General features: G+C 60.9%; 22 protein-coding genes and 1 pseudogene. 16 read left to right on the top strand and 7 right to left on the bottom strand.

The window, feature by feature from the left end; all coding sequences use genetic code 11:
* Position 1: 1 nt before the first annotated feature.
* Both AB4N33_RS17455 and AB4N33_RS17450 read left to right on the top strand, forming a co-directional pair.
* Positions 2–2,548 carry a helix-turn-helix transcriptional regulator gene (locus AB4N33_RS17455; protein WP_476457868.1) on the top strand — a complete coding sequence of 849 codons (2,547 nt, stop codon included), beginning with the start codon at positions 2–4 and terminating at the stop codon, positions 2,546–2,548.
* 183 nt (positions 2,549–2,731) lie between these two features.
* Positions 2,732–3,412, top strand: a complete 681-nt coding sequence (locus AB4N33_RS17450; protein WP_460140256.1) for a hypothetical protein — start codon at positions 2,732–2,734, stop codon at positions 3,410–3,412.
* On the opposite strand, the gene AB4N33_RS17445 is transcribed toward AB4N33_RS17450, so the two are convergent.
* Positions 3,369–4,199: an IclR family transcriptional regulator gene (locus tag AB4N33_RS17445; protein WP_476457867.1), complete on the bottom strand. Its 831-nt coding sequence runs from the start codon at positions 4,197–4,199 to the stop codon at positions 3,369–3,371. The two genes, AB4N33_RS17450 and AB4N33_RS17445, sit on opposite strands and share 44 nt — an antisense overlap.
* A gap of 164 nt (positions 4,200–4,363) precedes the next feature.
* Here AB4N33_RS17445 and hmgA point away from each other — a divergent pair, with 164 nt between their 5' ends.
* Genes hmgA through maiA form a run of 3 tightly spaced genes read left to right on the top strand, consistent with a single transcriptional unit; the run spans position 4,364 to position 7,624 of the window.
* Entirely contained in the window at positions 4,364–5,668 is a 1,305-nt protein-coding gene (hmgA, locus tag AB4N33_RS17440) for a homogentisate 1,2-dioxygenase (RefSeq protein WP_476457866.1), read from the top strand.
* Between the two features lie 3 nt (positions 5,669–5,671).
* Positions 5,672–6,976 (top strand): fumarylacetoacetase, encoded by a 1,305-nt coding sequence (fahA, locus tag AB4N33_RS17435; protein WP_476457865.1) that lies wholly within the window; start codon positions 5,672–5,674, stop codon positions 6,974–6,976.
* Positions 6,977–6,988: 12 nt separating this feature from the next.
* Positions 6,989–7,624, top strand: coding sequence for a maleylacetoacetate isomerase (maiA, locus tag AB4N33_RS17430; protein ID WP_476457864.1), 636 nt, complete (start codon positions 6,989–6,991; stop codon positions 7,622–7,624).
* A gap of 56 nt (positions 7,625–7,680) precedes the next feature.
* On the opposite strand, the gene AB4N33_RS17425 is transcribed toward maiA, so the two are convergent.
* A complete protein-coding gene (locus AB4N33_RS17425; protein WP_460117951.1) occupies positions 7,681–8,484 on the bottom strand; it encodes a SirB1 family protein in 804 nt (267 codons plus the stop codon).
* A 173-nt stretch (positions 8,485–8,657) separates the two neighbouring features.
* On the opposite strand from AB4N33_RS17425, the gene AB4N33_RS17420 reads away from it, so the two are divergent.
* On the top strand, positions 8,658–9,683 hold the full coding sequence (locus AB4N33_RS17420) for a Glu/Leu/Phe/Val dehydrogenase family protein (RefSeq protein ID WP_460117949.1): 1,026 nt from the start codon (positions 8,658–8,660) through the stop codon (positions 9,681–9,683).
* Between the two features lie 154 nt (positions 9,684–9,837).
* Here the strand turns inward: AB4N33_RS17420 and AB4N33_RS17415 are convergent.
* Positions 9,838–10,077: pseudogene (locus AB4N33_RS17415) on the bottom strand (YebG family protein); the annotation flags it as partial.
* 300 nt (positions 10,078–10,377) lie between these two features.
* Here AB4N33_RS17415 and AB4N33_RS17410 point away from each other — a divergent pair.
* Positions 10,378–10,878, top strand: a complete 501-nt coding sequence (locus AB4N33_RS17410; protein ID WP_460140251.1) for a phosphate-starvation-inducible protein PsiE — start codon at positions 10,378–10,380, stop codon at positions 10,876–10,878.
* On the opposite strand, the gene AB4N33_RS17405 is transcribed toward AB4N33_RS17410, so the two are convergent.
* Positions 10,875–11,192: a DUF3509 domain-containing protein gene (locus tag AB4N33_RS17405; RefSeq protein ID WP_460117945.1), complete on the bottom strand. Its 318-nt coding sequence runs from the start codon at positions 11,190–11,192 to the stop codon at positions 10,875–10,877. The two genes, AB4N33_RS17410 and AB4N33_RS17405, sit on opposite strands and share 4 nt — an antisense overlap.
* A gap of 494 nt (positions 11,193–11,686) precedes the next feature.
* Between AB4N33_RS17405 and AB4N33_RS17400 the strand changes: the two genes are divergently transcribed.
* From AB4N33_RS17400 to AB4N33_RS17370, 7 genes are all read left to right on the top strand, one after another.
* On the top strand, positions 11,687–12,091 hold the full coding sequence (locus AB4N33_RS17400; protein ID WP_460117943.1) for an HPF/RaiA family ribosome-associated protein: 405 nt from the start codon (positions 11,687–11,689) through the stop codon (positions 12,089–12,091).
* Positions 12,092–12,272: 181 nt separating this feature from the next.
* Positions 12,273–12,578 (top strand): DUF3649 domain-containing protein, encoded by a 306-nt coding sequence (locus AB4N33_RS17395; RefSeq protein ID WP_460117941.1) that lies wholly within the window; start codon positions 12,273–12,275, stop codon positions 12,576–12,578.
* Positions 12,575–14,155: a PepSY-associated TM helix domain-containing protein gene (locus AB4N33_RS17390; protein WP_476457863.1), complete on the top strand. Its 1,581-nt coding sequence runs from the start codon at positions 12,575–12,577 to the stop codon at positions 14,153–14,155. The genes AB4N33_RS17395 and AB4N33_RS17390 overlap by 4 nt, the downstream gene beginning before the upstream one ends.
* Positions 14,155–14,478: a DUF3325 domain-containing protein gene (locus AB4N33_RS17385; protein WP_476457862.1), complete on the top strand. Its 324-nt coding sequence runs from the start codon at positions 14,155–14,157 to the stop codon at positions 14,476–14,478. The genes AB4N33_RS17390 and AB4N33_RS17385 overlap by 1 nt, the downstream gene beginning before the upstream one ends.
* A gap of 7 nt (positions 14,479–14,485) precedes the next feature.
* Positions 14,486–15,049: an RNA polymerase sigma factor gene (locus tag AB4N33_RS17380; protein WP_476457861.1), complete on the top strand. Its 564-nt coding sequence runs from the start codon at positions 14,486–14,488 to the stop codon at positions 15,047–15,049.
* Positions 15,046–16,032, top strand: a complete 987-nt coding sequence (locus AB4N33_RS17375) for a FecR family protein (RefSeq protein WP_476457860.1) — start codon at positions 15,046–15,048, stop codon at positions 16,030–16,032. Before AB4N33_RS17380 ends, AB4N33_RS17375 begins: the two co-directional genes overlap by 4 nt.
* Positions 16,033–16,273: 241 nt before the next feature.
* Positions 16,274–18,703, top strand: a complete 2,430-nt coding sequence (locus tag AB4N33_RS17370) for a TonB-dependent siderophore receptor (RefSeq protein WP_476457859.1) — start codon at positions 16,274–16,276, stop codon at positions 18,701–18,703.
* Positions 18,704–18,718: 15 nt separating this feature from the next.
* Here the strand turns inward: AB4N33_RS17370 and AB4N33_RS17365 are convergent, their stop codons facing one another.
* Entirely contained in the window at positions 18,719–19,594 is an 876-nt protein-coding gene (locus tag AB4N33_RS17365; RefSeq protein ID WP_476458834.1) for a helix-turn-helix domain-containing protein, read from the bottom strand.
* 136 nt (positions 19,595–19,730) lie between these two features.
* On the opposite strand from AB4N33_RS17365, the gene AB4N33_RS17360 reads away from it, so the two are divergent.
* Positions 19,731–20,633 carry a DMT family transporter gene (locus AB4N33_RS17360; RefSeq protein ID WP_476457858.1) on the top strand — a complete coding sequence of 301 codons (903 nt, stop codon included), beginning with the start codon at positions 19,731–19,733 and terminating at the stop codon, positions 20,631–20,633.
* Positions 20,634–20,675: 42 nt separating this feature from the next.
* Here AB4N33_RS17360 and AB4N33_RS17355 read toward each other — a convergent pair whose 3' ends face one another.
* Positions 20,676–21,650 carry a 2-hydroxyacid dehydrogenase gene (locus AB4N33_RS17355; protein ID WP_476457857.1) on the bottom strand — a complete coding sequence of 325 codons (975 nt, stop codon included), beginning with the start codon at positions 21,648–21,650 and terminating at the stop codon, positions 20,676–20,678.
* Between the two features lie 199 nt (positions 21,651–21,849).
* A complete protein-coding gene (locus tag AB4N33_RS17350) occupies positions 21,850–22,818 on the bottom strand; it encodes a LysR family transcriptional regulator (protein ID WP_460117928.1) in 969 nt (322 codons plus the stop codon).
* Between the two features lie 183 nt (positions 22,819–23,001).
* Between AB4N33_RS17350 and AB4N33_RS17345 the strand changes: the two genes are divergently transcribed.
* A complete protein-coding gene (locus AB4N33_RS17345; protein WP_476457856.1) occupies positions 23,002–24,504 on the top strand; it encodes an efflux transporter outer membrane subunit in 1,503 nt (500 codons plus the stop codon).
* Positions 24,505–24,512: the final 8 nt, after the last annotated feature.

The raw sequence follows: 24,512 nt of genomic DNA, 5'->3' as shown, positions 1-24,512 counted from the left end.
TATGACCGCCATGACACCATGGCCGGACCGCCCTGGATTCCTGCCCCGTTTATCGACCCACCACCGGTCTCGCGAGCGGCTGGTCGAACCGTTGCTGGCCTCGAACGCACGGGTGAAACTGCTGTGTGCGCCGGCCGGAAGTGGCAAGAGCGCACTGCTCATCGAATGCCTGTTGCGCGCACCAGCGCCATGTCAGGTCTGTTGGCTACCGCTGGCGGGGGCATCGATCAGTGTCGATGAGTTTCTCCAGCGCCTGGCTCAAAGCGTCAGTTCGGACGCGGTGGATGAAGCTGGATTGCTCGCGCATCTGGCCCATTCGCCCACGCCGATCTGGCTGTGCGTGGATGATTATTGCCGCACGCCAAACCCACCGCTGGACGCTTTGCTCGACCGCCTGCTGTCGCTCAGCAGTCCGATGGTCACCTGGTGGCTGAGCGCCCGCCGTCGGCCACTGTGCAACTGGCCGCGACTGTTGCTGGCCGATGAACTTTACGACTGCGAACGCGAAAGCCTGGCCTTCACCCAGGTCGAGATCGCGGGGCTGCTGCATCACCTGGAACCGGAGCATGCCGCCAAGCGTGCCAGCCGGATTGTCGAACTCACTGGCGGTTGGTGCGCAGGCGTACGGATCGCCCTGCTGCAAAAGTGTGATTGGTCGCGTAATGAACAACTGCATGGGCGAGCAGACACCCTGCATAACTACCTCGAACACGAGCTGTTCGGCATGCTCAGCCCGCCCTTGAGCGAGGCCTGGCGAGTGCTGGCGCATTTGCCGCGGTTCAATGCCCGCCTGTGCGAGCACTTGTTTGGCGCAGGCGAGGGCGCACACTACCTGCAAACCTTGCAGGCATTGGGTTGCTTTATCGAGCCTTGGCGCGATTGCGCAGACTGGTTGCAAATCTTCACGCCGCTTACACAGTTGATGCGTGAAGAACAATGGCCGCAAGCGCGCTTCTGGCATCGCCGTGCCTGCCAATGGTTCGCCGCCGAACGCGACTGGAAGGCGGCTTTCGAGCAGGCCTTGCTGGCAGAAGAGTTCGAAGTGGCCGTCAGCCTGTTGCAGCATTTCAATTTCGAGCACCTGTTCGAGGAGCAGACCGTGGTGCTGTTGGTGCGCCTGCATGAGCGCAAGGGCGAGGCGTTGATGCTCGGTTCGCCCCAACTGGTCGGGCTTATCAGCGCGGCCTTGCTGATCGCCGGACGCTTCGAACAGGCGGGCGAATGCATCGACAATCTCTCACGCTTTCTGCCCCAGCCATCGGCGCTGATGCAGCAGCAACTGATCGCCCGCTGGCAGACGTTGCAGGGCTGGCGCCTGCATTTGCAGGGTTGTATGCAGGCTTCGCGTGCGCATTTTCTGGCGGCGCTCGAGGTGCTCGGGCCGCCGCTCTGGAGCGTGCGCCTGATGTGCCTGTCGGGGCTGACCCAGCAGGCGCTTTTGACGGGCGAGCTTGACGTCGCCCAGGCGCTCAACCGTGATGCCTTGTGCCTGGCACGTGCGCACGGTTCACTCGTGTTCGAGGGTTTGCTGGAGCTCGACCATGCGCAGTTGCTGGAGCAACGAGGCGCGTTCGCCCGGGCAGAGCAGCTGTTGGCGGACATGCAAAGGTTACTCATCGAGCAACAACCGCCCGCCGAACCGTTGCTGGGGCGTATTGCCTTGCGTCGGGGGCGGCTATTGCTGTCGCAGGGTGAACAAACGCTGGCGGCTGTGCAGTTCGAGAGCGGCCTCGAACTCTGCCTGCGCAACCATGACAAACGCGCGCTGTACGGTTTTCTCGGCCTGGCGCAACTCGCGGCCAACCGCCAGGACTATGCCCAGGCATTCGTGCTGTTACGTGACGCTGAGCGGCTGATGCAGCAACGACGGATTCCGGAAACGGTCTACCGTGGCGTTCTGTTGCAGGTCAGCAGTCACTTCTGGTTACAGCAGGGCCGCCCGGAACTGGCCAGGGAGGCTCTGAATCGATTGCTGCGCCACTACCGCGGGCCCGATGCACTTCAGGCGCCTCCAGCCACGCTGTCGTTGATCGCGCGGGTCGAGTACCAATTGGTGCTGGCAGAGACGCACCTGGGGCTGACGCAACGGCCACTGGAGCGCTTGCAACCCCTGATCGATCACGCTCGGCACAACGCAATGCTGTCCCTCGAAGCGGAATTGCAGCTGGCGTGCGCTGAAGTGGCGGACCTGATCGGGCACACCGAGCAAGCCAGGGCCTCCATGGCCGCAGGCCTGGCATTGGTCGAGCGCTGCAACGCCCAACAAGCGATGCGTGATTTGACCCTGCGCCAACCGAGCCTGCAGAGCCGCTTGCGTGGTAATGCGCAAGCGGGCGAGCCAGCCACCGATACCACCCGCTTAAGCGCTCGAGAAGTTGAAGTTGTCACGCTGATTGCCCTTGGCAACTCCAACCAGCAGATCGCCGAGCAACTATTTATCTCCTTGCACACGGTGAAAACCCACGCACGGCGTATTTATGGAAAGTTGGGGGTGGAACGGCGTACTCAGGCCGTGGCCAAAGTCAAGGCAATGGGGGTTGTTAGTTGAAGTTTGGCGTGGCGTTAAGTTGAACTTTACGAATGCATACAAGTTGTCGGTTTTATTGTGTGCGGCGCTCGTTGTATATTTTTAACCAGTCGGCAACGCATCGCCGATTATTATTTTGAATCTCTAACTTTATCCCCGAGTCGAACAAGGTGTTCGACTCTGATGACATGACAGGAAGTATTTATGAGTACTCGTTTCTTTTCGCAAGACAAAATTGAGCAACTAAAGAATACCCGGACAGACTTCGCGGTGTATGTGCTGTTGATCGAGCGCCTTCAGAAGTTTGGAGTCAATCCGCATGTAACCTTCCTGAATTCGATTGACGTGGGCGCCGATCTGGTGACCGACGCGATTTCGCTCTACGATGAGACCCTCGGTTGGGTTGAAAAGGAAGCATTGCCTGAGTATGCGGAAAACGCGGCAGTGATCTCCCGTCAGCGTTATTCCAGGGAGCCCAAGGACCTGATTGAGGGTCTGACGGTCGTCGACTTCAAAAGCATCGTTGTTGATATCGTCAAGGCGTTGACCGCAGAACCTTCGATCAATCTGTTAAAACGCACTATCAAATCGGTTACGGTCGAAGACGTTCGCGTTGCGCTGCGCGATGCAACCGACGTTAATATTGATGAAGTGTTTTTGACGACGGCGGGGATGTCCGCTGGTGAACTGATCGTTGTTGATTCGAAAAATATCGTTGACGATATTCACAGCAGTTTCCAGCATAACGAGATCCCTTACTATTACGGCGAGGGCGGTGTTTACACCGTGCGCGGTACGCTTGAGGAACAATATCGCCATCCTCAACTAACCAAAAGTGACATCAGTCAAATGGTGATCGCGATCCTTCCTCTATTCCTGGTCTGATCTCGATGGGATCCTGATATCCCATCCGCCAACTAACGGCCCGCGTCGCCGCGAGTAATCGCTGCGCCGCCGGGCCGTTTTCGTCGGCATGGAACAATGAGGTCGGTCCCACGATGGTCATGACCGCCGCCACGTTCCCGACGGCATTGAACACCGGGGCCGATAACGCATCCACGCCCGGCATCAGCAGACCATGGACATGGTGCAGACCACGGTGGCGGATCTGCTCGCACAACGACGCGTACGTCTGATCGTCCGCCAGCGCATGCGTCTTCACGCTGTGCAGCTCTTGCTCGCGCAGATCGATGGTTTCGCGTTTGGGCAGGAAGGCACCGAACACCAGCCCGGTCGATGAGCTGAGCAACGGCAGCACCGAGCCCAATTGGGTCACCACGGTCACCGCACGCACTGCCGGCTCGATGTGCACCACCGTCGCGCCCTGATTACCCCACACCGCCAGGAAACAGGTTTCGTTCAGTTCATCGCGCAATTCGGCCAGGGGCAGGGCCCCCACTTTCAACACGTCCATACTGTTGAGTGCGGCCAGGCCAATCCTCAACGCTTCACGACCCAGGCCATAGTGGTTGGTGGCGGGGTCCTGCTCGGCGAAGCCGCTGGCGATCAATGCCTGCAGATAACGATGAACCTTGCTTGCCGGCATCTGCACATGCTCGGCCAGGCGCGACAGCGAAGTCGAAGGCGACAGCTCGGCCAGTGCCTTGAGGATGTCGGTGCCGACCTCGGCCGAGCGGACTTTCTGCTTATCGTTGTTGCGCGGCGTTTCCATGGTGGCGATCTGATCCGTAACGAGTGGGCGTCTTTATAGCTTGACGGTCAATCTCGATCAAATTACGTTAAGCGTAATTGAATTACGATAAAAATAACCCAGGCGTGCCGTGACCTCCGAAGCAGAGCGCACGGCCACTGCCTATTCCCCGTTCAGGAGGCTCCATGGACCTCGATTCAACGGCCTCCGGGCTGACCTATCAGTCGGGCTTTGGCAATGAGTTCAGCAGCGAAGCCTTGCCCGGCGCGCTGCCTGTCGGCCAGAACTCCCCGCAAAAGGCGCCCTACGGCTTGTACACCGAGCTGCTGTCAGGCACCGCATTCACCATGCCCCGCAGCGAAGCAAGACGGACCTGGATGTACCGCATCCAGCCTTCCGCGAATCACCCGGCATTCGTCAAACTGGAGCGACAACTGCAAGGCGGTCCGTTGGCTGAAGTGACGCCCAATCGTCTGCGCTGGAATGCCTTGGACATACCCACCGAGCCGACGGATTTCATCGATGGTCTCATCAGCATGGCGGCGAACGCCTGCGGTGATAAACCGGACGGGATCAGCCTCCATCAATACTGCGCCAATCGATCGATGCAACGGGTGTTCTTCAACGCCGATGGCGAAATGTTGCTGGTGCCGCAACTGGGTCGACTGCGCATCGTCACCGAACTGGGCGTGCTGGAAGTCGAGCCCCTGGAAATCGTCGTGTTGCCCCGTGGCATGAAATTTCGCGTCGAACTGCTCGATCCGCAGGCGCGTGGCTACGTCGCCGAAAACCACGGCGCGCCGCTGCGTCTGCCGGACCTTGGGCCCATCGGCAGCAACGGCCTGGCCAATGCGCGAGACTTTTTGGCCCCGGTCGCGCATTACGAACACCTCACACAACCGACAGCGCTTGTACAGAAATTCCTCGGTCAGTTGTGGGGTTGCGAGCTTGATCACTCACCACTCAACGTGGTTGCCTGGCACGGCAATAATGTGCCGTATAAATACGATCTGCGCCGCTTCAACACCATTGGCACGGTCAGCTTCGATCACCCGGATCCGTCGATTTTTACCGTGCTCACGTCGCCAACCAGCGTTCATGGTCTGGCCAACCTGGATTTCGTGATCTTCCCGCCACGCTGGATGGTTGCCGAGAAAACCTTCCGACCGCCCTGGTTTCACCGCAACCTGATGAACGAATTCATGGGCCTGATCAAGGGCGAGTACGACGCCAAAGCCGAGGGTTTCGTGCCCGGTGGCGCGTCGCTGCACAGCTGCATGAGCGCCCATGGCCCCGACGGCGAGACCTGCACTCGAGCGATCAACGCCGAGCTGGCCCCGGCGAAAATCGACAACACCATGGCCTTCATGTTTGAGACCAGCCAGGTGCTGCGTCCGAGCCGTTTCGCCCTCGATTGCCCGCAATTGCAAACCCGCTACGACGCTTGCTGGGCCACGCTGCCCGCCACTTTCGACCCGACTCGGAGATAACCCATGACTCAGACTTCCATCCCGCGCAGCTGGGTTGATTCCGCCAACGGCCATACGGATTTCCCACTGCAAAACCTGCCGTTGGGTGTGTTCAGTGTGCAAGGTTGTGCGCCCCGCAGTGGCGTGGCCATTGGCGAGCATATTTTCGATCTTGAAGGGGCGCTTGAAGCCGGTCTGTTCGAGGGGCCGGCAAAAGCCGCCGTCGAAGCCACCCGGGACGGGCAGCTCAATGCCTTCTTCGAACTGGGGCGCGCGGCCCGTGTTGCATTGCGTGAACGGTTGATCGAGTTGCTCCAGGAAGGCAGCACCCTGCGTGGCAAGATCGAAGCTCAGGGCGCGAAACTCCTGCCACTGGCGGCCGACTGTGCGATGCACCTGCCAGCGAAAATCGGCGACTACACCGACTTCTACGTGGGCATCGAACACGCGCTGAACGTTGGCAAGCTGTTCCGTCCCGACAACCCTTTGTTGCCGAACTACAAACACGTGCCGATTGGTTACCACGGCCGTGCCTCGACCGTTCGTGCATCCGGCACCGATGTGCGTCGACCAAAGGGCCAGACCCTGCCCGCCGGTCAGACCGAGCCCACCTTCGGCCCTTGCGCGCGCCTGGATTACGAGCTCGAGCTGGGCATCTGGATCGGCCAGGGCAATGAAATGGGAGAGTCGATCGCCATCGCCGAGGCGGGCGAGCACATCGCCGGATTCTGCCTGCTCAATGACTGGTCGGCGCGGGACATCCAGGCCTGGGAATACCAGCCACTGGGCCCGTTCCTGTCCAAAAGCTTCATCACCAGCGTCTCTCCGTGGGTGGTGACCGCCGAAGCGCTGGAGCCGTTTCGGCGTGCTCAGCCGGCTCGACCGGAAGGAGACCCACAGCCGCTGCCGTACTTGCTGGACAGTCGCGACCAGGCTGCTGGCGCACTGGACATCGAATTGGAAGTGCTGCTGCTCACTGAAAACATGCGTAAACAGAAATTGCCGGCTCATCGCCTGACGTTGAGCAACAGCCAGTACATGTACTGGACCGTGGCGCAAATGGTTGCGCACCACAGCGTCAACGGTTGCCAGTTGCAGGCCGGTGACCTGTTCGGTTCGGGCACGTTGTCGGGTCCTGAAAGTGGTCAGTTCGGCAGCCTGCTGGAAATGACCGAGGGGGGTAAGAAACCGATCGAACTCGCCTCTGGCGAAATGCGTAAATTCCTTGAGGACGGCGATGAAATCATCCTGCGCGCTCGTTGCCGCCGGGACGGTTTTGCCTCCATCGGCTTTGGTGAATGCCGCGGCAAAGTGCTGCCGGCGAACTAAGAGGAGCGGGGGATGGAACTCTACACCTACTACCGTTCGACCTCGTCCTACCGGGTGCGGATTGCGCTGGCGCTGAAGGGGCTGGATTACCAGGCTTTGCCGATCAACCTCATTGCACCGCCCGGCGGCGAACATCGTCAGTCGGCGTACCTGGGCATCAACCCGCAAGGGCGGGTGCCCGCCCTGCGTACCGATGACGGTGAGCTGCTGATTCAGTCACCGGCCATCATCGAGTATCTGGAGGAGCGTTATCCACAGCCGTCGCTGCTGTCGCAATCCCTCGTCGCCCGTGCCCATGCGCGTGGCGTGGCGGCGGTGATCGGTTGCGACGTGCATCCGTTGCACAACGTCAGCGTGCTCAATCGCCTGCGTCAGTCGGGGCACGATGAAACCCAGGTGAACGAGTGGATCGGACACTGGATCGAACAGGGCCTGGCGACGGTTGAGCAGTTGATCGGCGATCAAGGGTTCTGCTTTGGCGATGAGCCTGGCCTGGCGGACGTCTACCTGATACCCCAGTTGTACGCGGCGCAACGCTTCAATGTGTCATTGGAGGACTACCCGCGGATTCAACGGGTGGCGGGGTTGGCGGAACATCATCCAGCGTTCATCAAGGCGCATCCGGCGAATCAGCCAGACACCCCCTGACGGACTCTGTTGATTCCCCCTGTGGGAATGGGCGATGCATGCCCAGGGGGATGTGCTCAATGCACGACGGTATTGGGCGGCAAATGCCCCAGCCGTTCCGTCAGGCGAATTCGCTGGATGGGGTCATCGGTCAGCAACAGCGCACGCTCCAGGTCGAAGCGCTCTGCGTTGGGACAGTCCAGCCGCTGGTAAAGACTGGCGCGGGCGAGGTAGTCGGCAGTCGTGCCATTGCCCAGTTCCAGCACACGTTCGGCATCTATCAGCGCAGCGATGTAGTCATCGTGGGACAGGTGCAACTGGCGCAGGTTGCGTGACAATCGCTGCAGCATCTGCACCGGTTCGGCGGTGACCAGGTGCTCGGCGCTGAGTTTCATGTTCGGCCCATACTGGCGTTGCAGCAACTCGCGGCAATCGTTGGGATACAATCGCCGACCACCGCAAGGGTCGATCAAATGGTCGGCCCCGGGAACCCGCAGCAGAAAATGCCCGGGGAAGTTGACCCCGACCAACGGGATTTCCAAACCCCTGGCCAACTCCAGTGCGATCAGCCCCAAGGCCAGCGGCTGACCGCGCCGGCGTTCAAGTACCTTGTCGAGCAATGCCGCCTGTGGGCGCAAGGGCGAAAAATCGTCCTGGGCGAAACCCAGATCGTTCATCCGTCGCAACAGCGGTTGCGCCAACTCACTGACCGGCAGCATCGGTAACCCGTAACTGACGCGCTGTTGCAGGTCACGGAAATTATTCATCACCGTCGTCGGATTCACCTCCCTGTCGTGTTCGACAGCGATCCACAGCGCCGCTTCGAACAGCGCGGGCGGTGATCGTTGCAGACAGTCGAAGAAGTGTTGGCGAGGCGTCATCGAAATCTCCGGATAATGCCTCGTTTTAGCCTCGTCTGCGGCATACGTCCAGTGGCATGCCGAGTTATGTCCGAAACCCTGAACGGCGGCGCTGCTTATTCCGGTGCACTCCAGCAATTTTTGCGCGCGAGCCTATACTGGCGACTACAAGAAGTGATTCGGGAGCCGTTACGATGTTCGCTCTCATGCAAAGCACTCGCCTTGAATCGCTGCATCTGAGCGTCGACCCGGCCACCGGGTTGAAGGCGGTCATTGCCATCCATAACAGCCGTCTCGGGCCTGCCCTTGGGGGTTGTCGTTACCTTGCCTATCCCAATGACGAGTCTGCGGTCGAGGATGCCATTCGCCTTGCCCAAGGCATGAGTTACAAGGCCGCGTTGGCCGGGCTGGACCAGGGTGGCGGCGTGGCGGTGATTGTCCGTCCGGCGCATGTGGAAAACCGCGCCGCGCTGTTCGAAGCGTTCGGGCGCTGCATCAACCAGCTCGACGGTCGCTACATCACGGCCATCGACAGCGGAACCTCCGTGGCGGACATGGACTGCATCGCCCAACAAACCCAGCACGTCACCAGCACAACTTCTGCGGGCGACCCTGCGCCTCACGCCGCGATGGGCGTGTTCACCGGCATTCGTGCCACTGCGATGGCGCGTCTGGGCAGCGACAATCTTGAAGGCCTGCGCGTGGCCATCCAGGGCCTGGGCAACGTCGGCTATGCCCTTGCCGAACAACTGCATGCTGCGGGCGCCGAACTGTTGGTCAGCGACATTGACCACGGCAAGGTGCAACTGGCGATGGAGCAGCTCAATGCCCATCCCATTGCCAACGATGCGTTGCTCAGTACCCCGTGCGACATACTTGCGCCGTGCGGCCTGGGCGGCGTGCTCAACAGTCACAGCGTCTCGCAATTGCGTTGTTCGGCGGTGGCCGGCTCGGCGAACAATCAACTGACTCACCTGGAGGTCGCCGATCAACTGGAGCGGCGTGGCATCCTCTACGCGCCGGATTATGTGATCAACTCGGGCGGGTTGATCTACGTGTCGCTCAAGCACCGAGGTGAGCAACTGGCGACCATCACTGCGCATCTGTCGAAGATCAGCTCCAGGCTGACCGAAGTCTTCGCCCACGCCCAGGCGGAAAAACGCTCCCCGGCGCGGGTGGCTGACGAACTGGCGGAAAAAGTCCTTTACCGCCCAGCATGAAAAAGGCCCTGAGCCAGTGGACTCAGGGCCTGTTCAATTCACGTGTTGCTTACTTCGGTGCTTTTGCGGCTTTGGCTGGCTTGGCTGGCGCGGGGGCTTCAGCTTCTTCCACGACGGCTGCCGGTTCTTCGGTGGCTTCGACCGGCGCATGGATCAGCTCGGACAACGCATCCGGTTGGCTCTTGAACGCCTTGGCAAACACCTCGCGGTTCTTCGCCATGTAGATCCCGACTTCATCCACTTGCTGCTCGTTCAGGGATGGAACGGCTTTTTGCAACACTTCAGCCAGCAATTCGGCCAGTTCGAGCATTTTGTCATGACGGTCAGCTTCGGCTTTATCCATGAACAAGCGCTCCAGATCTCGGCTGCTGCGGTATACCACTTCGACGGCCATTCACCACCTCACATGCCTTCACGATAGTTGTCTGTTTCGACCACTGTATTTATATACAGCGAAAAGGATATGCGAATCCCTGCGCTTTGGATAGTGGCTTTTTAACGTAGTGGCCTTTTAATGTAGACCCAAAACACGATTTGTCAGTAGCGGGGCGGGGTGCGACCAAACGCCACGGCGCGCGTTTGAGGGGCGCTCGCCATCATGTGCCGGGCGCTCCTGGCCTTTTTTCTGCATGCAGAACAACCGTCACGTCCAACCCGCATCATCCGCTCCCATCGAGCTAAGGAAAGAAACATCGTGAAAATCAACTGGGCCGAAAACCTGCGGCAGAACGTGCATGGACTGGCCGAGTCCCTGGGCAACCTGTTCGTCGAGAGCTTCCACTATCTGGCGCTGTTTGCCATTGGGGCGGTGACCGCGTGGGCTGCGGTGATGGAGTTTCTGGGGATGCTCGAGAACGGGCACATCAAGATCGACGACATCCTGCTGCTGTTCATCTACCTGGAACTGGGGGCCATGGTCGGGATTTACTTCAAGACCAACCACATGCCCGTGCGATTCCTGATCTACGTGGCGATCACCGCACTGACGCGCCTGCTGATCTCCAACGTCTCGCACCACAACCCGCCCGACCTGGGCATCATTTACCTGTGTGGTGGCATTCTGTTGCTCGCCTTCGCGATCCTGGTGGTGCGTTATGCGTCGTCACAATTTCCTTCAGTGAAGATCGAGCACCCGCAACGCAAGGTTGGTGCGGGTTCTGCTGAGCACCCGGAAGTGGAAAAAGGCGAACTCTAAAGGCGCATGGCCGGCCGTTGCTGCCCTTGCGTGGGCGGTGGCGGCAGGTTGCGACTGTCACTGTCGGTCATGGCTTCAAGGATGGTCAGGGCGCTGTGGCCCTGTTCGATGGCAATGCCAAACTGAATGCTTTGCACCAGGCGCTTGAGGCGCTTGGGGTCATTGCGCTGTTCGCTGCTGATCATTCGCTTGGCCACGATCCGCCCGTTGTTGGACAGCGTCAGCATGATGCTGCCATCCAATCCCTGGATGCTCAGGTTGATCTGGTAGTCCGGCGCGAATGCATCGGTAATCAATTGAAATGGGTTGTCCATGATGCGTCACCGCCTGATTGAACGTGCAGTTGTTGACCGACCATGCGCGAGTTGGTTCGCACCTACGGACCACCGGACATTCTGCAAGCCCCATGCCTGACACAATCCCTGAAAGAGCGAGCTTGCTCGCGATGGACGCCCAAACACCGCCGGCTCAAGGGAGAAACGCCAGTATCGACCACTCATCGCCACCCCTTTTCATAGGCATTCATGCGCGTAATGAGCGCCCGATTCAGGGCAGGAAGTGAATTCGATGAGCGCTTGCGGGGCGGCATATGTGAGCAATTATGACAGGTGAGTGACTCGACCCAACTCCCGACCTTACCAGCGCTTTTGCCCGTTGTCCGGCTTTTTTTGCGAATGAAAATTTATCTTTTTTTAGGGCTTGAAATGTTTTGCGCGCAGACCGATTGTGTAAGCAAGAGGTCACGGTGACGACGCCCAAGGGCCAGTCGAGGGGCCTCTCGCGAGCTAGCTGAAATAAGGGATGAACTATGCAAATCCAAGTCAACAGCGATAACCATATTCAAAGCAGCATCCGACTGGAGGAGTGGGTACGTACTACCATTGAGAGCACGCTCGAACGTTATGAAGAAGACCTGACACGCGTCGAGGTCCACCTGCGGGACGAGAATGGCGACAAGCCAGGTCCCCACGATATGCGCTGCCAACTGGAAGCGCGGCCAAAAGGCCATCAGCCGGTTTCCGTCACTCACAAAGCCGACACCCTGGAGCAAGCGATCGATGGTGCGGCGGAGAAACTCGAACACGCGCTGGAACACTTGTTCGGCAAGTTGCGCGGTAAGCCACGCGCCGCCGTCGCCCCCCTCGACAACAGGGCCGATGCGCTGCTTGAAGACGAATTTCTCGAGAACGAACAGGCCGCGCTAAACGGCTGATTCAAAGCTCCTTACCTTATCGCCACCTCTAAAAAGGGCCTGCATCTGCAGGCCCTTTTTCATGCGCCCACGAATCTCCATTTTGCGTATGAGAATATTTATCATTAATATTGCGCAACACACCCTTTGCAGGAGCGGGCTAGCCCGCTCCTGCAATGAATTCAGCTTTTGAGCACACCACATGAAAGGCAAGGCCCGTTCGCTCCCCATGTCCTATCGCTTGGCCGTCACCTCGCGGGTGCTGGCCGCCGTGCTGGGGGGGTACATCGTCGCCGCGCTCGCCAGCGTCAGCCTCAGTTCATGGGTGCCCATGGCCCGTGCCGACGCGGTGGTCACTGGCATGTTGACCTCGTTCCTGGCCTACCTTGGGGCGGTGATCTGGTGTTTTGCCTGCCGCACGGCGCTGCGAGCCTGGCTCGGGCTGGCGTTGCCATGCGTGATTCTGGCGGTGGTGTCGGGGCTGGCGTATTGGATGGATCGCACATGAAAGAGGGCTTTCGTCAGGCGATGGCCTGGTTGCACACCTGGGCTGGCCTCATCTTCGGCTGGTTGCTGTTCGCGATTTTCCTGACCGGTACGCTGGCTTATTTCAAGGATGAAACCAGCCACTGGATGAAGCCGGAAATTCCCGCACGTTCGGTGAGTTCCGAAGTCAGCCTGAACGTGGCGCAGAACTATCTGGAGCAACACGCTGGCGGTGCCTCGCGCTGGCTGATCGAGTTGCCCACTGCCCGCGAGCCCGGCCTTTCGGTGCGCTGGCAGCAGACGCCGACCCAACGCGGCGAGCGCGGCCAGTTCACCGAAAAACACCTTGACCCGCAAACCGGCGCCGAAGTGCAGGGCCGGGAAAGCACCGGCGGCGAGTTTTTCTACCGCTTCCACTTCCAGTTGCAAATGCCTTACCCGTGGGGGCGCTGGCTGTCGACCTTCGCGGCGATGGTGATGTTCGTTGCACTGATCAGTGGAATTATCACCCACAAGAAAATCTTCAAGGATTTCTTCACTTTTCGTCCACGCAAGGGCCAACGAACCTGGCTCGACGGGCACAACGCGGTGGGCGTGCTGGTGCTGCCGTTTCATTTGATGATCACCTACAGCAGCTTGGTGATTTTCATGGTCATGGTCATGCCGGCGAGCATCCTGGTCTCGTACAAAGGTGATGTGCGCGGGTTCTATGACGAATTGTTCCCGGCCTCCACGACCCCCCAGCTGTCTGGTCAGCCTGCTGCACTGGCGCCGTTGGCACCGCTGCTGGAAAAGGCTCGCGAGCAGTGGGGCGACGGCCGGGTGGCTCGCCTCACGGTGAACAACCCGGGGGACGCGAGTGCCTCGGTTGTTCTCGTCCGAGACGGTTCGGATCGGGTGGTTCATGACTTTGGCAGCGCGGTGACTTTCCAGGGCGTGAGCGGGCAATTGCTTGGCGCGACGCCGCAAGCCTCGGTGCCCAGAGCGATTGCGGGCAGTTTCTTTGGTTTGCACATGGGCCACTTCGCCGGTCCGCTGATGCGCTGGCTGTACTTCATTTTCGGTCTGGCGGGCACGGCCATGATTGGCACCGGGTTGGTGATCTGGCTCGGCAAACGCCAGCTCAAGCATGCGAAAGCAGCGGCGTTGCCGTTCGAATTGCGCCTGGTACAAATACTGAACATCGCCAGCATGGCCGGCCTGATGCTCGCGGTGGCCGCGTTCTTCTGGGCCAATCGTCTGCTGCCGCTGGGCCTGACTGGACGAGCGGATTGGGAAGTGAATGCGTTTTTCATCGTCTGGGGTTTGAGCGTGCTGCATGCGGTGGTTCGTCCCGGCAAGCAAGCGTGGTTCGAACAATTGGCGCTGGCGGCGGTGCTGTTTGGCGGTGTGCCGTTACTTAATGCGCTGACCACGTCCTATCATCTGGCCGTGACCCTGGCGCAGGGCGATTGGGCCATGGCCGGGTTTGATCTGACCTGTCTGGCCACAGGGGTATTTTTCGCCTGGGCTGCCTGGAAAATGCGACGTGCCGGGCAAGTGGAAGGCGTGAGCCGGCCCCGTGCACAACCGATGGCCCTTGAGCAGGAGGCACACTGATGCTGCTGGCCCTGTTGCTCTGTTATGCCGGTTTCACGGCGCTGTGCCTGGCGATGGATCGGCATCACGTCGAACTGCTGGGACGCAAGGCATCGTTGCGTCGCCGGCAGGGCCTGCGGCTCGCCGGCTGGCTGTTGCTGGCCCTGTCGTTATGGGCGGCGGTGGCGACCGCCGGTTGGGAGTCGGGGCTGGTCGAATGGTGTGCGGTATTGATGCTCAGCGCGGTGATGCTGGTGATGTTGATGCCCTATCGCCCGCGTCTGGTGTTGTCATTGGCCGGCCTGAGTCTACTGGCCTGTCCCGTTGCGCTGTTGGCGCAGTGATGAATCGATGATCAGCATTCCTCCAGACTCCCGCGACGACGAACCCGTGGCTGCCCGCGCGCATTTCCTCAAGGTGTTCTTGTCCCAACGCTCGCAGATGGAAGCGTTGGTGAACCGTCGTGTGGGTTGTCGCGCGACGTCGGCGGACCTGGTGCAGGACTTGTTCCTGCGGTTCTGGCGTCGCCCGCTGGTGCAGGTCGAAGAGCTGAGCACTTACCTGTTGCGTTGCGCCGGCAACATCGCCATCGATCATCTGCGCAGCGAAGGCGCTCGGGTGCGTGTCAATGAGGGCTGGCAACCGGACGAGCCGCACAGTCATGGCAGTGAACCGCAGGCAGCGCTGGAGGCCGGCAATGATTTACGCCACGTCGAAGCGGCACTGCGCGCATTGCCCGAGCGCACGCGGCAGATCTTTTTGCTCAATCGCATCCATGGGCGCAAGTACGCTGAAATCGCCAAGGCCATGGGGTTGTCCCAAAGTGCCGTGGAAAAACATATGATGCGCGCCCTCGACGCCTGCAAGGCCAGCCTGCGGGACGATGAACCGCGCATGCCAAGGAAAGCACCGTGAACCAGCTCGACCGCGCCACCCCGACGCCCGCCCAGGAGCAGGCCGCTCTGGCTTGGCTGAGCCTGTTGCACGACCAGCCCACCCGCGGCGATCAGGCGACGTTCAGCCACTGGCTGCAAGCCGATCCAGCCCATGCCGAGGCTTATGCCCAGGCGCAGGTGGTGTGGGAGTTGAGCGAGGAACCGGCGAGGACCTTGGCCGATGAAGAGGCGTTGGCGTTGCAGGGTTACCTCAATGCGATGAATCAGCCGCGCCGCCGCAGCGCTCGACGCTGGTCCGGGGCGCTGGCGATGGCCGCCTGCCTGATGCTGATGATCAGCCTCGGTGCCGGCTGGCAGCCACTGCGTTGGGTCGATGACCTGGGCGCCGATTATGTGTCGGCGCCAGGTGAAGTCCGCACCGTGATCCTGGCGGATCAATCGCAGGTCACGTTGGACGCGGACAGCGCCATCGCCGTGAATTTCAGTGGCGGCGAGCGCCATGTGCAAGTCCGTCGTGGCGCCGGGTTTTTCAGCGTGACCCACACGGGCGAGCCGTTCGTGGTCGATGCTGAAAAAGGCCAGGCGCGGGTGTTGGGTACACAGTTCGAAGTCCGCCTGCATAAGCACGGAACCCAGGTAACGGTGTTGTCCGGACGCGTGGGCGTGACGGCGGCCCCGCACGCCGAACAGCAAATCCTCACGGCGGGCCAACAAGTGGCTTACGGCAAGGGTGTTGCGCAAAAGCTGCAGGCCGTGGACAGCGAAACCCAGTTGGCGTGGCGCCAGGGTTGGCTCAACTATTACAAGGCGACCCTGGCGGAGGTGGTGGGGGATCTGCAGCGCTATTACCCCGGCAGGATTGTGTTGCTCAACGATGAGCTGGCGGCGCGGCGTGTCAGTGGCAGCTTTCCGAGCAAGGACCCGCAGGCGGTGTTGGCGTCGTTGCAGGGGGTGATGGGGTTTGGGCAGACGCGGGTGGGCAGCCTGATTATTGTGCGCTGAACCCTGTAGGAGCGAATTTATTCGCGATGGTCGCAAGCGCGCCGCGGGGCGTCAGGGACCCAGCGTCATCATGAACGACCATCGCGAATAAATTCGCTCCTACAGGGATGGCGTCCTGACAGGCACCACTGCACTCAAAATATTTTCAAAAAGAGGTGAGGTAAACCCGAGCCCCATCCGTGTAGTGACTGAAACTGCGAGTCATTCGCATCCGTTGCGGTTCTACACAGGTCATTGAGCAATGAAGTCCAGGGCAAAATCGGGTTCGGTCAAACAATGGTTGGGTGCTTCGGCCCTGAGTATTTCGGCGTTGGCATCGCTGCCCCTGAGCGTGGCACTGGCCGCCGAAGCTGGCTCGGCGCAACAGCAGGCGCAATTCAGCTTCGCCATGGTCGCCAAACCGCTGCCCCAGGCCCTTAGCGACTTCAGTCGCGTCACCGGCATCAGCGTGGTCTACACCGATGAAGCGCCTTACGGGCTGAATGCCCCCGCCGTCAACGGGCGAATGAGTGCCGAACAGGCGCTGCAGCAATTACTGGTCGGCTCGAATTTCACCTTCCGCCGCACCGATGCTCATACTTTGGCGCTGGAGCCGCTGCCCACTGCGGGCGCCTTGAATCTGGGCGCCACCACCATCACCTCGACAATGGATCAATCCACAAGCTACCAGCCGCCACCCACCAGCTCGGTGATGCGTTCGTCGGCTTCGCTTCAGGAAATTCCCCAGACTGTCAATGTGATCCCGGCCCAGGTCATTCGTGACCAGGCCCCGCGCAATCTCGACGATGCGCTGGCCAACGTCAGCGGCATCACTCAGGGCAACACGCTGGCCAGCACCCAGGACTCGGTGATGACCCGCGGGTTTGGCGACAACCGCAACGGTTCGATCATGCGCGACGGCATGCCGATCGTGCAGGGCCGTGGCCTCAACGCGACCGTCGACCGGGTCGAAGTGCTCAAGGGCCCGGCCTCCTTGCTCTATGGCATCCAGGACCCAGGCGGCGTGGTCAACATGGTCAGCAAGAAGCCCGAACTTGAGCAGTACAACGCCCTGACCCTGCGCGGCTCGACCTACGGCGACGGCAAAAACGGCAGCGGTGGCAGCCTCGACAGTACCGGTGCCCTGGGAGACACCGGGCTGGCGTATCGGATGGTGCTGGACCATGAAGACGAAGATTACTGGCGCAACTTCGGCACCCATCGTGAGACGCTGATAGCCCCTTCGCTCGCATGGTTCGGCGAAAGCACCAAGCTGCTGTTCGCCTACGAGCACCGCGAGTTCCTCACCCCGTTCGACCGTGGCACGGTGATCGATCCGCGTGACAACCATCCGCTGGACATCTCCCGCGATCGGCGTCTCGACGAGCCGTTCAACAACATGGAAGGGCGCTCGGACCTGTATCACTTCGAGGCCGACCACGAGCTCAACGATAACTGGAAAGCGCATTTCGGCTACAGCTGGAACCGTGAAACCTACGATGCCAGCCAGGTGCGTGTTTCCGCTATCAATGTCAACAATGGAACGCTGACCCGCAGCATGGACGGCACTCAGAACGCGATCAGCACCGACCGTTTCACCACCGCCAGTCTCGAAGGCAAGGTCAATGTGCTGGGCATGCAACATGATCTGGTGTTCGGCGTCGACGACGAATACCGCAAGATCTACCGTGAGGACCTGATCCGCCAGAAAAGCCTGACCACCTTCAGCTACCTCAATCCGGTCTACGGTCGCGAAGTGGCCGGCACCACCGTCAGCCCCGCCGACAGCGCGCAGACGGATGAACTGCGCAGCGATTCGGTGTTCCTGCAGGACTCGATCCACCTGACCGACCAATGGATCCTGGTGGCCGGCGGTCGTTTCCAGGAGTACGACCAGTACGCAGGCAAAGGCGTGCCGTTCAAGGCCAACACCGACAGCAACGGCCAGAAGTGGGTGCCGCGTGCCGGCCTGGTGTATCGCTACACCGACGAGTTGTCGTTCTACGGCAGCTACACCGAGTCGTTCAAGCCCAACTCGACCATCGCGCCCTTGAGCGGCAGCAGTACCGTGCTCGACGGCAGCGTTGCGCCGGAAGAAGCCAAGTCCTGGGAAATCGGTGCCAGACTCGACATGCCCGGGCGCGTGACAGGTAACGTCGCGCTGTTCGACATCAAGAAGCGCAACGTACTGGTGGCCAACTCCGAAGGCCCGGTGACGCTCTACAGCGCGGCGGGCGAAGTGCGTTCACGCGGTCTGGAAGTGGACCTGTCCGGCCAGCTCAGTGATCGCTGGAGCCTGATCGGCAGCTATGCCTACACCGATGCCGAAGTGACCGAAGACCCGACCTACAAAGGCAAGCAGTTGCAGAACGTGGCGAAGAATTCCGGTTCGCTGTCGGCGGTCTACGACTTTGGCACCATCATCGGCGGCGATCAGTTGCGGGTGGGCGCAGGCGCGCGGTATGTCGGCGAGCGCGCAGGTAACGCGGTGAATGATTTCGACCTGCCGAGCTACACCGTGGCTGACGCATTCGCCACCTACGACACGCGGGTAGAGGGGCAGAAGGTCAAGTTTCAGCTCAACGTGAAGAACCTGTTCGATCGCACCTACTACACCTCGGCAGCGAGCCGGTTCTTCGTGTCGATGGGCGATTCGCGGCAGGTGTCGTTGTCCAGTACCCTGGAGTTCTGATCCGGGACCGCACGGCTAACGCAAAAACGCCTGCCGATACTCCCCAGGCGTGCCGCCCAACACCTGGCGAAACCGGTTGGTGAAGTGACTGGCGCTGGCAAACCCACACGCCAGTGCAATCTCCCCCAACGGCTGGGAAGTGCTGCGCAGCAACTCCTGCGCACAACTCATTCGCCGCGCCAGCACATACTGGTGCGGCGGCAGGCCGAAGCTTTCGCGGAACATGCGTGCGAAGTGATACTCCGACAGCGCACACAACCCCGCCAATTGCCCCAGGCTGATGGGCTCGGCCAACCGACTGTCGATGAATTCCACCAGTTGCCGGCGCTGATGTGCGGCCAATCCACCCTTGAGACGCAGCCCCTCGCGCAGGCCGACCTGGCCCAGCAGTGCGTGGCTGAGCATTTCGTGGGCCAGGCTGCTGGTGAGCAGGCGTTCGCCAGGTTCATCCCAGTTGAGCGTCAGCATCTGGCGAAAACGCAGGGCCTGCTGCGGGTCGTCGAGAAAAGTGCGTTCGCGCAATTGCAGTTCCCGCGGCTCGCGATCCAGCATCGTGACGCAACCGAGGGCGAACTGTTCCTTGCTGAAATAGAGATGAGCCAGGCGAATGTCGCCGTTGATCACCCAGCCGGACTGGTGGTCGGCGGGCAGGATGCACAGCTTGTCCGGGCCGCCCTTGGTGCCTGGCTGGTCACGGCGAAAGGTGCCGGTTCCACCCGCGATGTAGCAAGACAAGGTGTGGTGGGTCGGCGCTTCGTAGTCCTGGGCGTCGTGATGGTTGCTCCACAAGGCTGCAGCCATGCCGTCACCGAACTCGGCGCTGTGCTCCAGGCGAGCATTGGGCGAGCGGTTGAGGGCTTGAAAGACTTGCAGTGATTCCAGTGCGGGCATGATCTGTTCTCCAACGACTTGCATCCTACTCCGTACAGGACAGCCTGCCAGCCCGCCGACCGACAAAAGCGCAAGTTTATGCAAGTGCGAAAACCATGGGCGCAGGACACTGAGCACCTACCTGGGAGTGAGTGTCATGAACCTTTCGCTGTATCTGCTGACCGTGCTGATCTGGGGCACCACCTGGATCGCCCTGAAATGGCAACTGGGCGTGGTGGCTATTCCGGTGTCGATCGTCTATCGCTTCGGCCTGGCGGCGCTGGTGCTTTTCGTCCTGCTGTTGCTCAGTCGCAAGTTGCAAGTGATGAACCGTCGCGGACATCTGATCTGTCTCGCGCAGGGGCTGTGCCTGTTCTGTCTGAACTTCATGTGTTTCCTGACTGCGAGCCAGTGGATCCCCAGCGGACTGGTGGCGGTGGTGTTTTCCACGGCCACGTTGTGGAACGCGTTGAACGCGCGGGTGTTCTTCAAGCAGAACATCGCCCGCAACGTCCTGTTGGGCGGTGTCCTGGGTTTGCTCGGGCTGGGCCTGCTGTTCTGGCCTGAGCTGGTGGGCCACACCGCCAGCCCACAAACGTTGCTAGGCCTGGGGCTCGCGCTGCTTGGGACGCTTTGTTTCTCGGCGGGCAATATGTTGTCGAGCCTGCAACAGAAGGCCGGCCTGAAACCCTTGACCACCAACGCCTGGGGCATGGCCTACGGCGCGACGATGCTGGCGGTGTGGTGTCTGGTCAAGGGCATTCCCTTCGACATGGAATGGAATACGCGCTACATCGGCTCGTTGCTGTATCTGGTGATCCCGGGGTCGGTGATCGGCTTCACCGCCTACCTGACACTGGTCGGGCGCATGGGCCCTGAACGCGCGGCTTATTGCACGGTGCTGTTTCCGGTGGTGGCGCTCAACGTGTCGGCGGTGGTCGAGGGCTACCAATGGACCGCGCCGGCGCTGTCCGGGCTGGCGCTGGTGATGCTAGGCAACGTGCTGGTGTTCCGCAAGCCCCGGGCGCCGATGCCGCAGGGCAATGGCAAATTGGCGTGAGCCGCTGCGGATCGAATCCTCGATCCGCAGGAGGACGCAGTATCAGCCTTTCCAGACTTGCGGGTTGACCAGGTCCTGCGGGCGTTCACCCAGCAGGGCGCTGCGCAGGTTGTCCAGCGCGCGATTGGCCATGGCTTCGCGCGTTTCGTGAGTGGCCGAGCCGATGTGCGGCAAGGTCACGGCGTTTTTCAACTGGAACAGTGGAGATTCTGCGAGCGGTTCCTTTTCGTACACATCCAGCCCCGCACCGCGAATCCGGTTGTTTTGCAGCGCTTCGATCAGCGCCGGCTCGTCCACTACAGGGCCTCGTGCGATGTTGATCAGGATGGCGCTGGATTTCATCAGCGCCAGTTCGCGATGGCTGATCAAATGTTTGGTCTTCTCGCTGAGTGGCACCACCAGGCAGACGAAATCGGCTTCGGCCAGCAATTCATCCAGGCTTCGGAACTGAGCGCCGAGTTCCTGCTCCAGCGCGGTCTTGCGACTGTTGCCGCTGTAGAGGATTGGCATGTTGAAGCCCAATCGACCACGACGAGCAACGGCTGCGCCAATGTTGCCCATGCCGACGATGCCCAGGGTCTTGCCGTGTACGTCGGTGCCGAACAGCGGCGCGCCGACCGACGCTTGCCATTGGCCCGCCTTCGTCCAGGCGTCCAGCTCGGCCACCCGACGCGCGCTGCTCATCAGCAGCGCGAAGGCCAGGTCGGCGGTGCTTTCGGTCAGCACGTCGGGGGTGTTGGTCAGCATGATCCCGCGTTCGTTGAAGTAGTCGACGTCATAGTTGTCGTAGCCCACCGACACGCTGGACACCACCTCCAGCTTGTCCGCGTTCTCAAGTTGCGCCCGGCCCAGCTTGCGGCCCACGCCAATCAGGCCATGAGCGTGGGGCAGGGCTTCGTTGAACTGGGCATTGATATCGCCCGTCTTGGGGTTGGGCACAATGACATCGAAATCCTGCTTGAGGTGTTCGATCATTTCAGGGGAGATGCGACTGAAGGCGAGGACGGTCTTTTTCATTGGAAGTGGAGCTCGTCAGACGGTGAGATTGCCAAGCAAGCTAACATTCTTCGATGGGTTTGTGCATGGCTGGCACACACAAACCTCTGTAGGAGCGAGCATGCTCGCGATGGACTCCACAAACACCGCTGGGTGTCAGGACGCCAGCGTTATCGTTGACGACCATCGCGAGCGTGCTCGCTCCTACAGGGGGCGGTGCTCAGTTGGCCAACCGCGCCCCGCTCAGGCTACCGCTCAATTCATACGCGGCCAGCTCGGCCTGGTGCGCGGCGAGGATTTCCGGCAACGAGCCGCGCAGGTATTCGACCCAGGTCTTGATCTTCGCATCCAGGTACTGACGGGACGGGTAGATGGCGTACAGGTTCAGTTCCTGCGAGCGGTAATTGGGCATCATCCGTACCAGCGAGCCATTGCGCAGGCCTTCGATGGCCGCGTACACCGGCAACACGCCAACGCCCATGCCGCTGATGATCGCGGTTTTCATCGCATCGGCCGAGTTCACCAAAAACGGAGAGCTGTTGATGGTCACCATCTCCTGGCCTTCCGGCCCGTCGAAGGTCCATTTTTCCAGCGGAATCACCGGGCTGACCAGACGCAAACAGGCGTGATTGAGCAGGTCGCCGGGTTTTTGCGCGCAGCCGTTGGCTTTCACATAGGCGGGCGAGGCACAGACGATGCTGTAGGTGATGCCCAGGCGTTGGGAGACAAAACCCGAGTCTGGCAACTCACTGGCCAGGACGATGGACACGTCATAACCCTCGTCCAGCAGGTCCGGTACGCGGTTGGCCAGGGTCAGGTCGAAGGTCACGTCGGGGTGGGTCTTGCGGTAGCGGGCGATGGCATCGATCACGAAATGCTGACCGATACCGGTCATGGTGTGCACCTTGAGCTGGCCGGCCGGGCGCGAATGGGCATCGCTGGCCTCGGCTTCGGCCTCTTCGACATACGCCAGAATCTGTTCGCAGCGCAGCAGGTAGCGTTTGCCGGCCTCGGTCAGGGCGATGCGCCGTGTGGTGCGATTGAGCAGGCGGGTTTGCAGGTGGGCTTCCAGATTGGAAACCGCGCGCGAGACGTTGGCCGTCGTCGTGTCGAGTTGTACGGCAGCGGCGGTGAAACTGCCGGCTTCGGCCACGTAGCTGAAGGCGCGCATGTTTTGCAGGGTGTCCATGGAGTGCTCTCGGATGCGATGGCAAATTGTGACACGAAGTTTCAGGGTCTGAGACCCCCGACTTAGGGATTATCGCGCGAACGGTAACAAAGATTCACAAGAATCCCGGCTTATCGCCGTTCGGGCCCACCCATAGAATTGCCCCGGTCTTTGTGCCTCTCCCTATTTCAGGAATTTGCAGCAGTGCCGCGTCGCATCAAAGGAGCGTTTCAAGCGCTCAATGTTCTGGCTTTAACCCTGGCAATCAGCGGCTGCATCGGAACCGGAGGTATAGCCCCGCAGGGCAAGGCATTGGAGGCCAATACGCTGGCCACCGACGATGCCATCCAGAGCGCCGCGCAAGACGCCAACTGGCCCAGGGCGCAATGGTGGCAAGTCTACGGCGACCCACAACTCAATCACTGGATCGAGCTGGCGCTGCAAGGCAGCCCGACCATGGCCATGGCGGCGGCGAGGGTGCGTCAGGCCAAGGCCATGGCGGGCATCGCCGAGTCGGCCGAATCGTTGCAGGTCAACGGTGTGTCCACCCTCAAGCGCCACAATTGGCCCACTGATCAGTTCTACGGGCCGGGCGAGCTGGCCAATTCCACGACCTGGGACAACAACGCCGCCTTGGGCTTCAGCTACGCGCTCGACCTCTGGGGGCGCGAAAGCAACAGCACCGAGCGTGCCGTCGACCTGGCACACATGAGCGCCGCCGAAGCCCGCCTGGCGCAGCTCGAATTGCAGAACAACATCGTGCGTGCCTACATCGAGCTGTCGCTGCACTACGCGCAAAGGGACATCGTCGACGCGACCCTCAAACAACAGCAGCAGATTCTCGACCTGGCACAAAAACGCCTCGACGGCGGTATCGGTACGCATTTTGAAGTCAGCCAGGCCGAGACACCTTTGCCGGAAACCCATCGCCAACTCGATGCGCTGGACGAAGAAATCGCCCTGAGTCGCAACCAACTGGCGGCCCTGGCCGGCAAAGGCCCGGGCGAGGGCGCGCAACTGCAACGGCCGACACTGGTATTGGGGGCACCACTGAAACTGCCATCGACACTGCCTGCTCAGTTGCTTGGGCAGCGCCCCGATGTCGTCGCCAGTCGCTGGCAAGTGGCGGCGCAGGCCCGGGGCATCGATGTTGCACACGCCGGCTTCTACCCCAACGTCGATCTGGTGGGCAGCCTGGGCTACATGGCCACCGGCGGTGGGGCGCTGGAGTTTTTGACCGGCAAGAAACTCAACTACAGCGTGGGCCCGGCGATCTCGCTGCCGATCTTCGACGGTGGCCGCCTGCGTGCCGAGCTGGGTGAAGCCTCGGCCGGCTACGACATCGCTGTCGCCCGCTACAACCAGACCCTGATCAATGCGCTCAAGAACATCTCTGACCAACTGATTCGTCGCGAGTCGATGGACAAGCAGCAGACCTTCGCCGCCGAATCCGTGGCGACCGCGCAGAAGACTTACGACATCGCCATGATCGCCTACCAGCGCGGGCTTACCGACTACCTCAATGTGCTCAACGCCCAGACCCTGCTGTTCAAGCAGCAGCAAGTGCAGCAGCAGGTGCAGGCTGCTCGGCTCGGTGCTCATGCCGAGTTGGTGACGGCGCTGGGGGGCGGGTTGGGGGCCGGTGAGGATGTGCCGGCGCCGGGCAGGACCACAGCGCCGAAGACGCCGGTGCTGCTGCCCAATTGAACAAGAAC

The organism is Pseudomonas sp. S1_E05, assembly GCF_056337105.1.
This window is presented reverse-complemented; position numbering and strand designations above follow the sequence as displayed.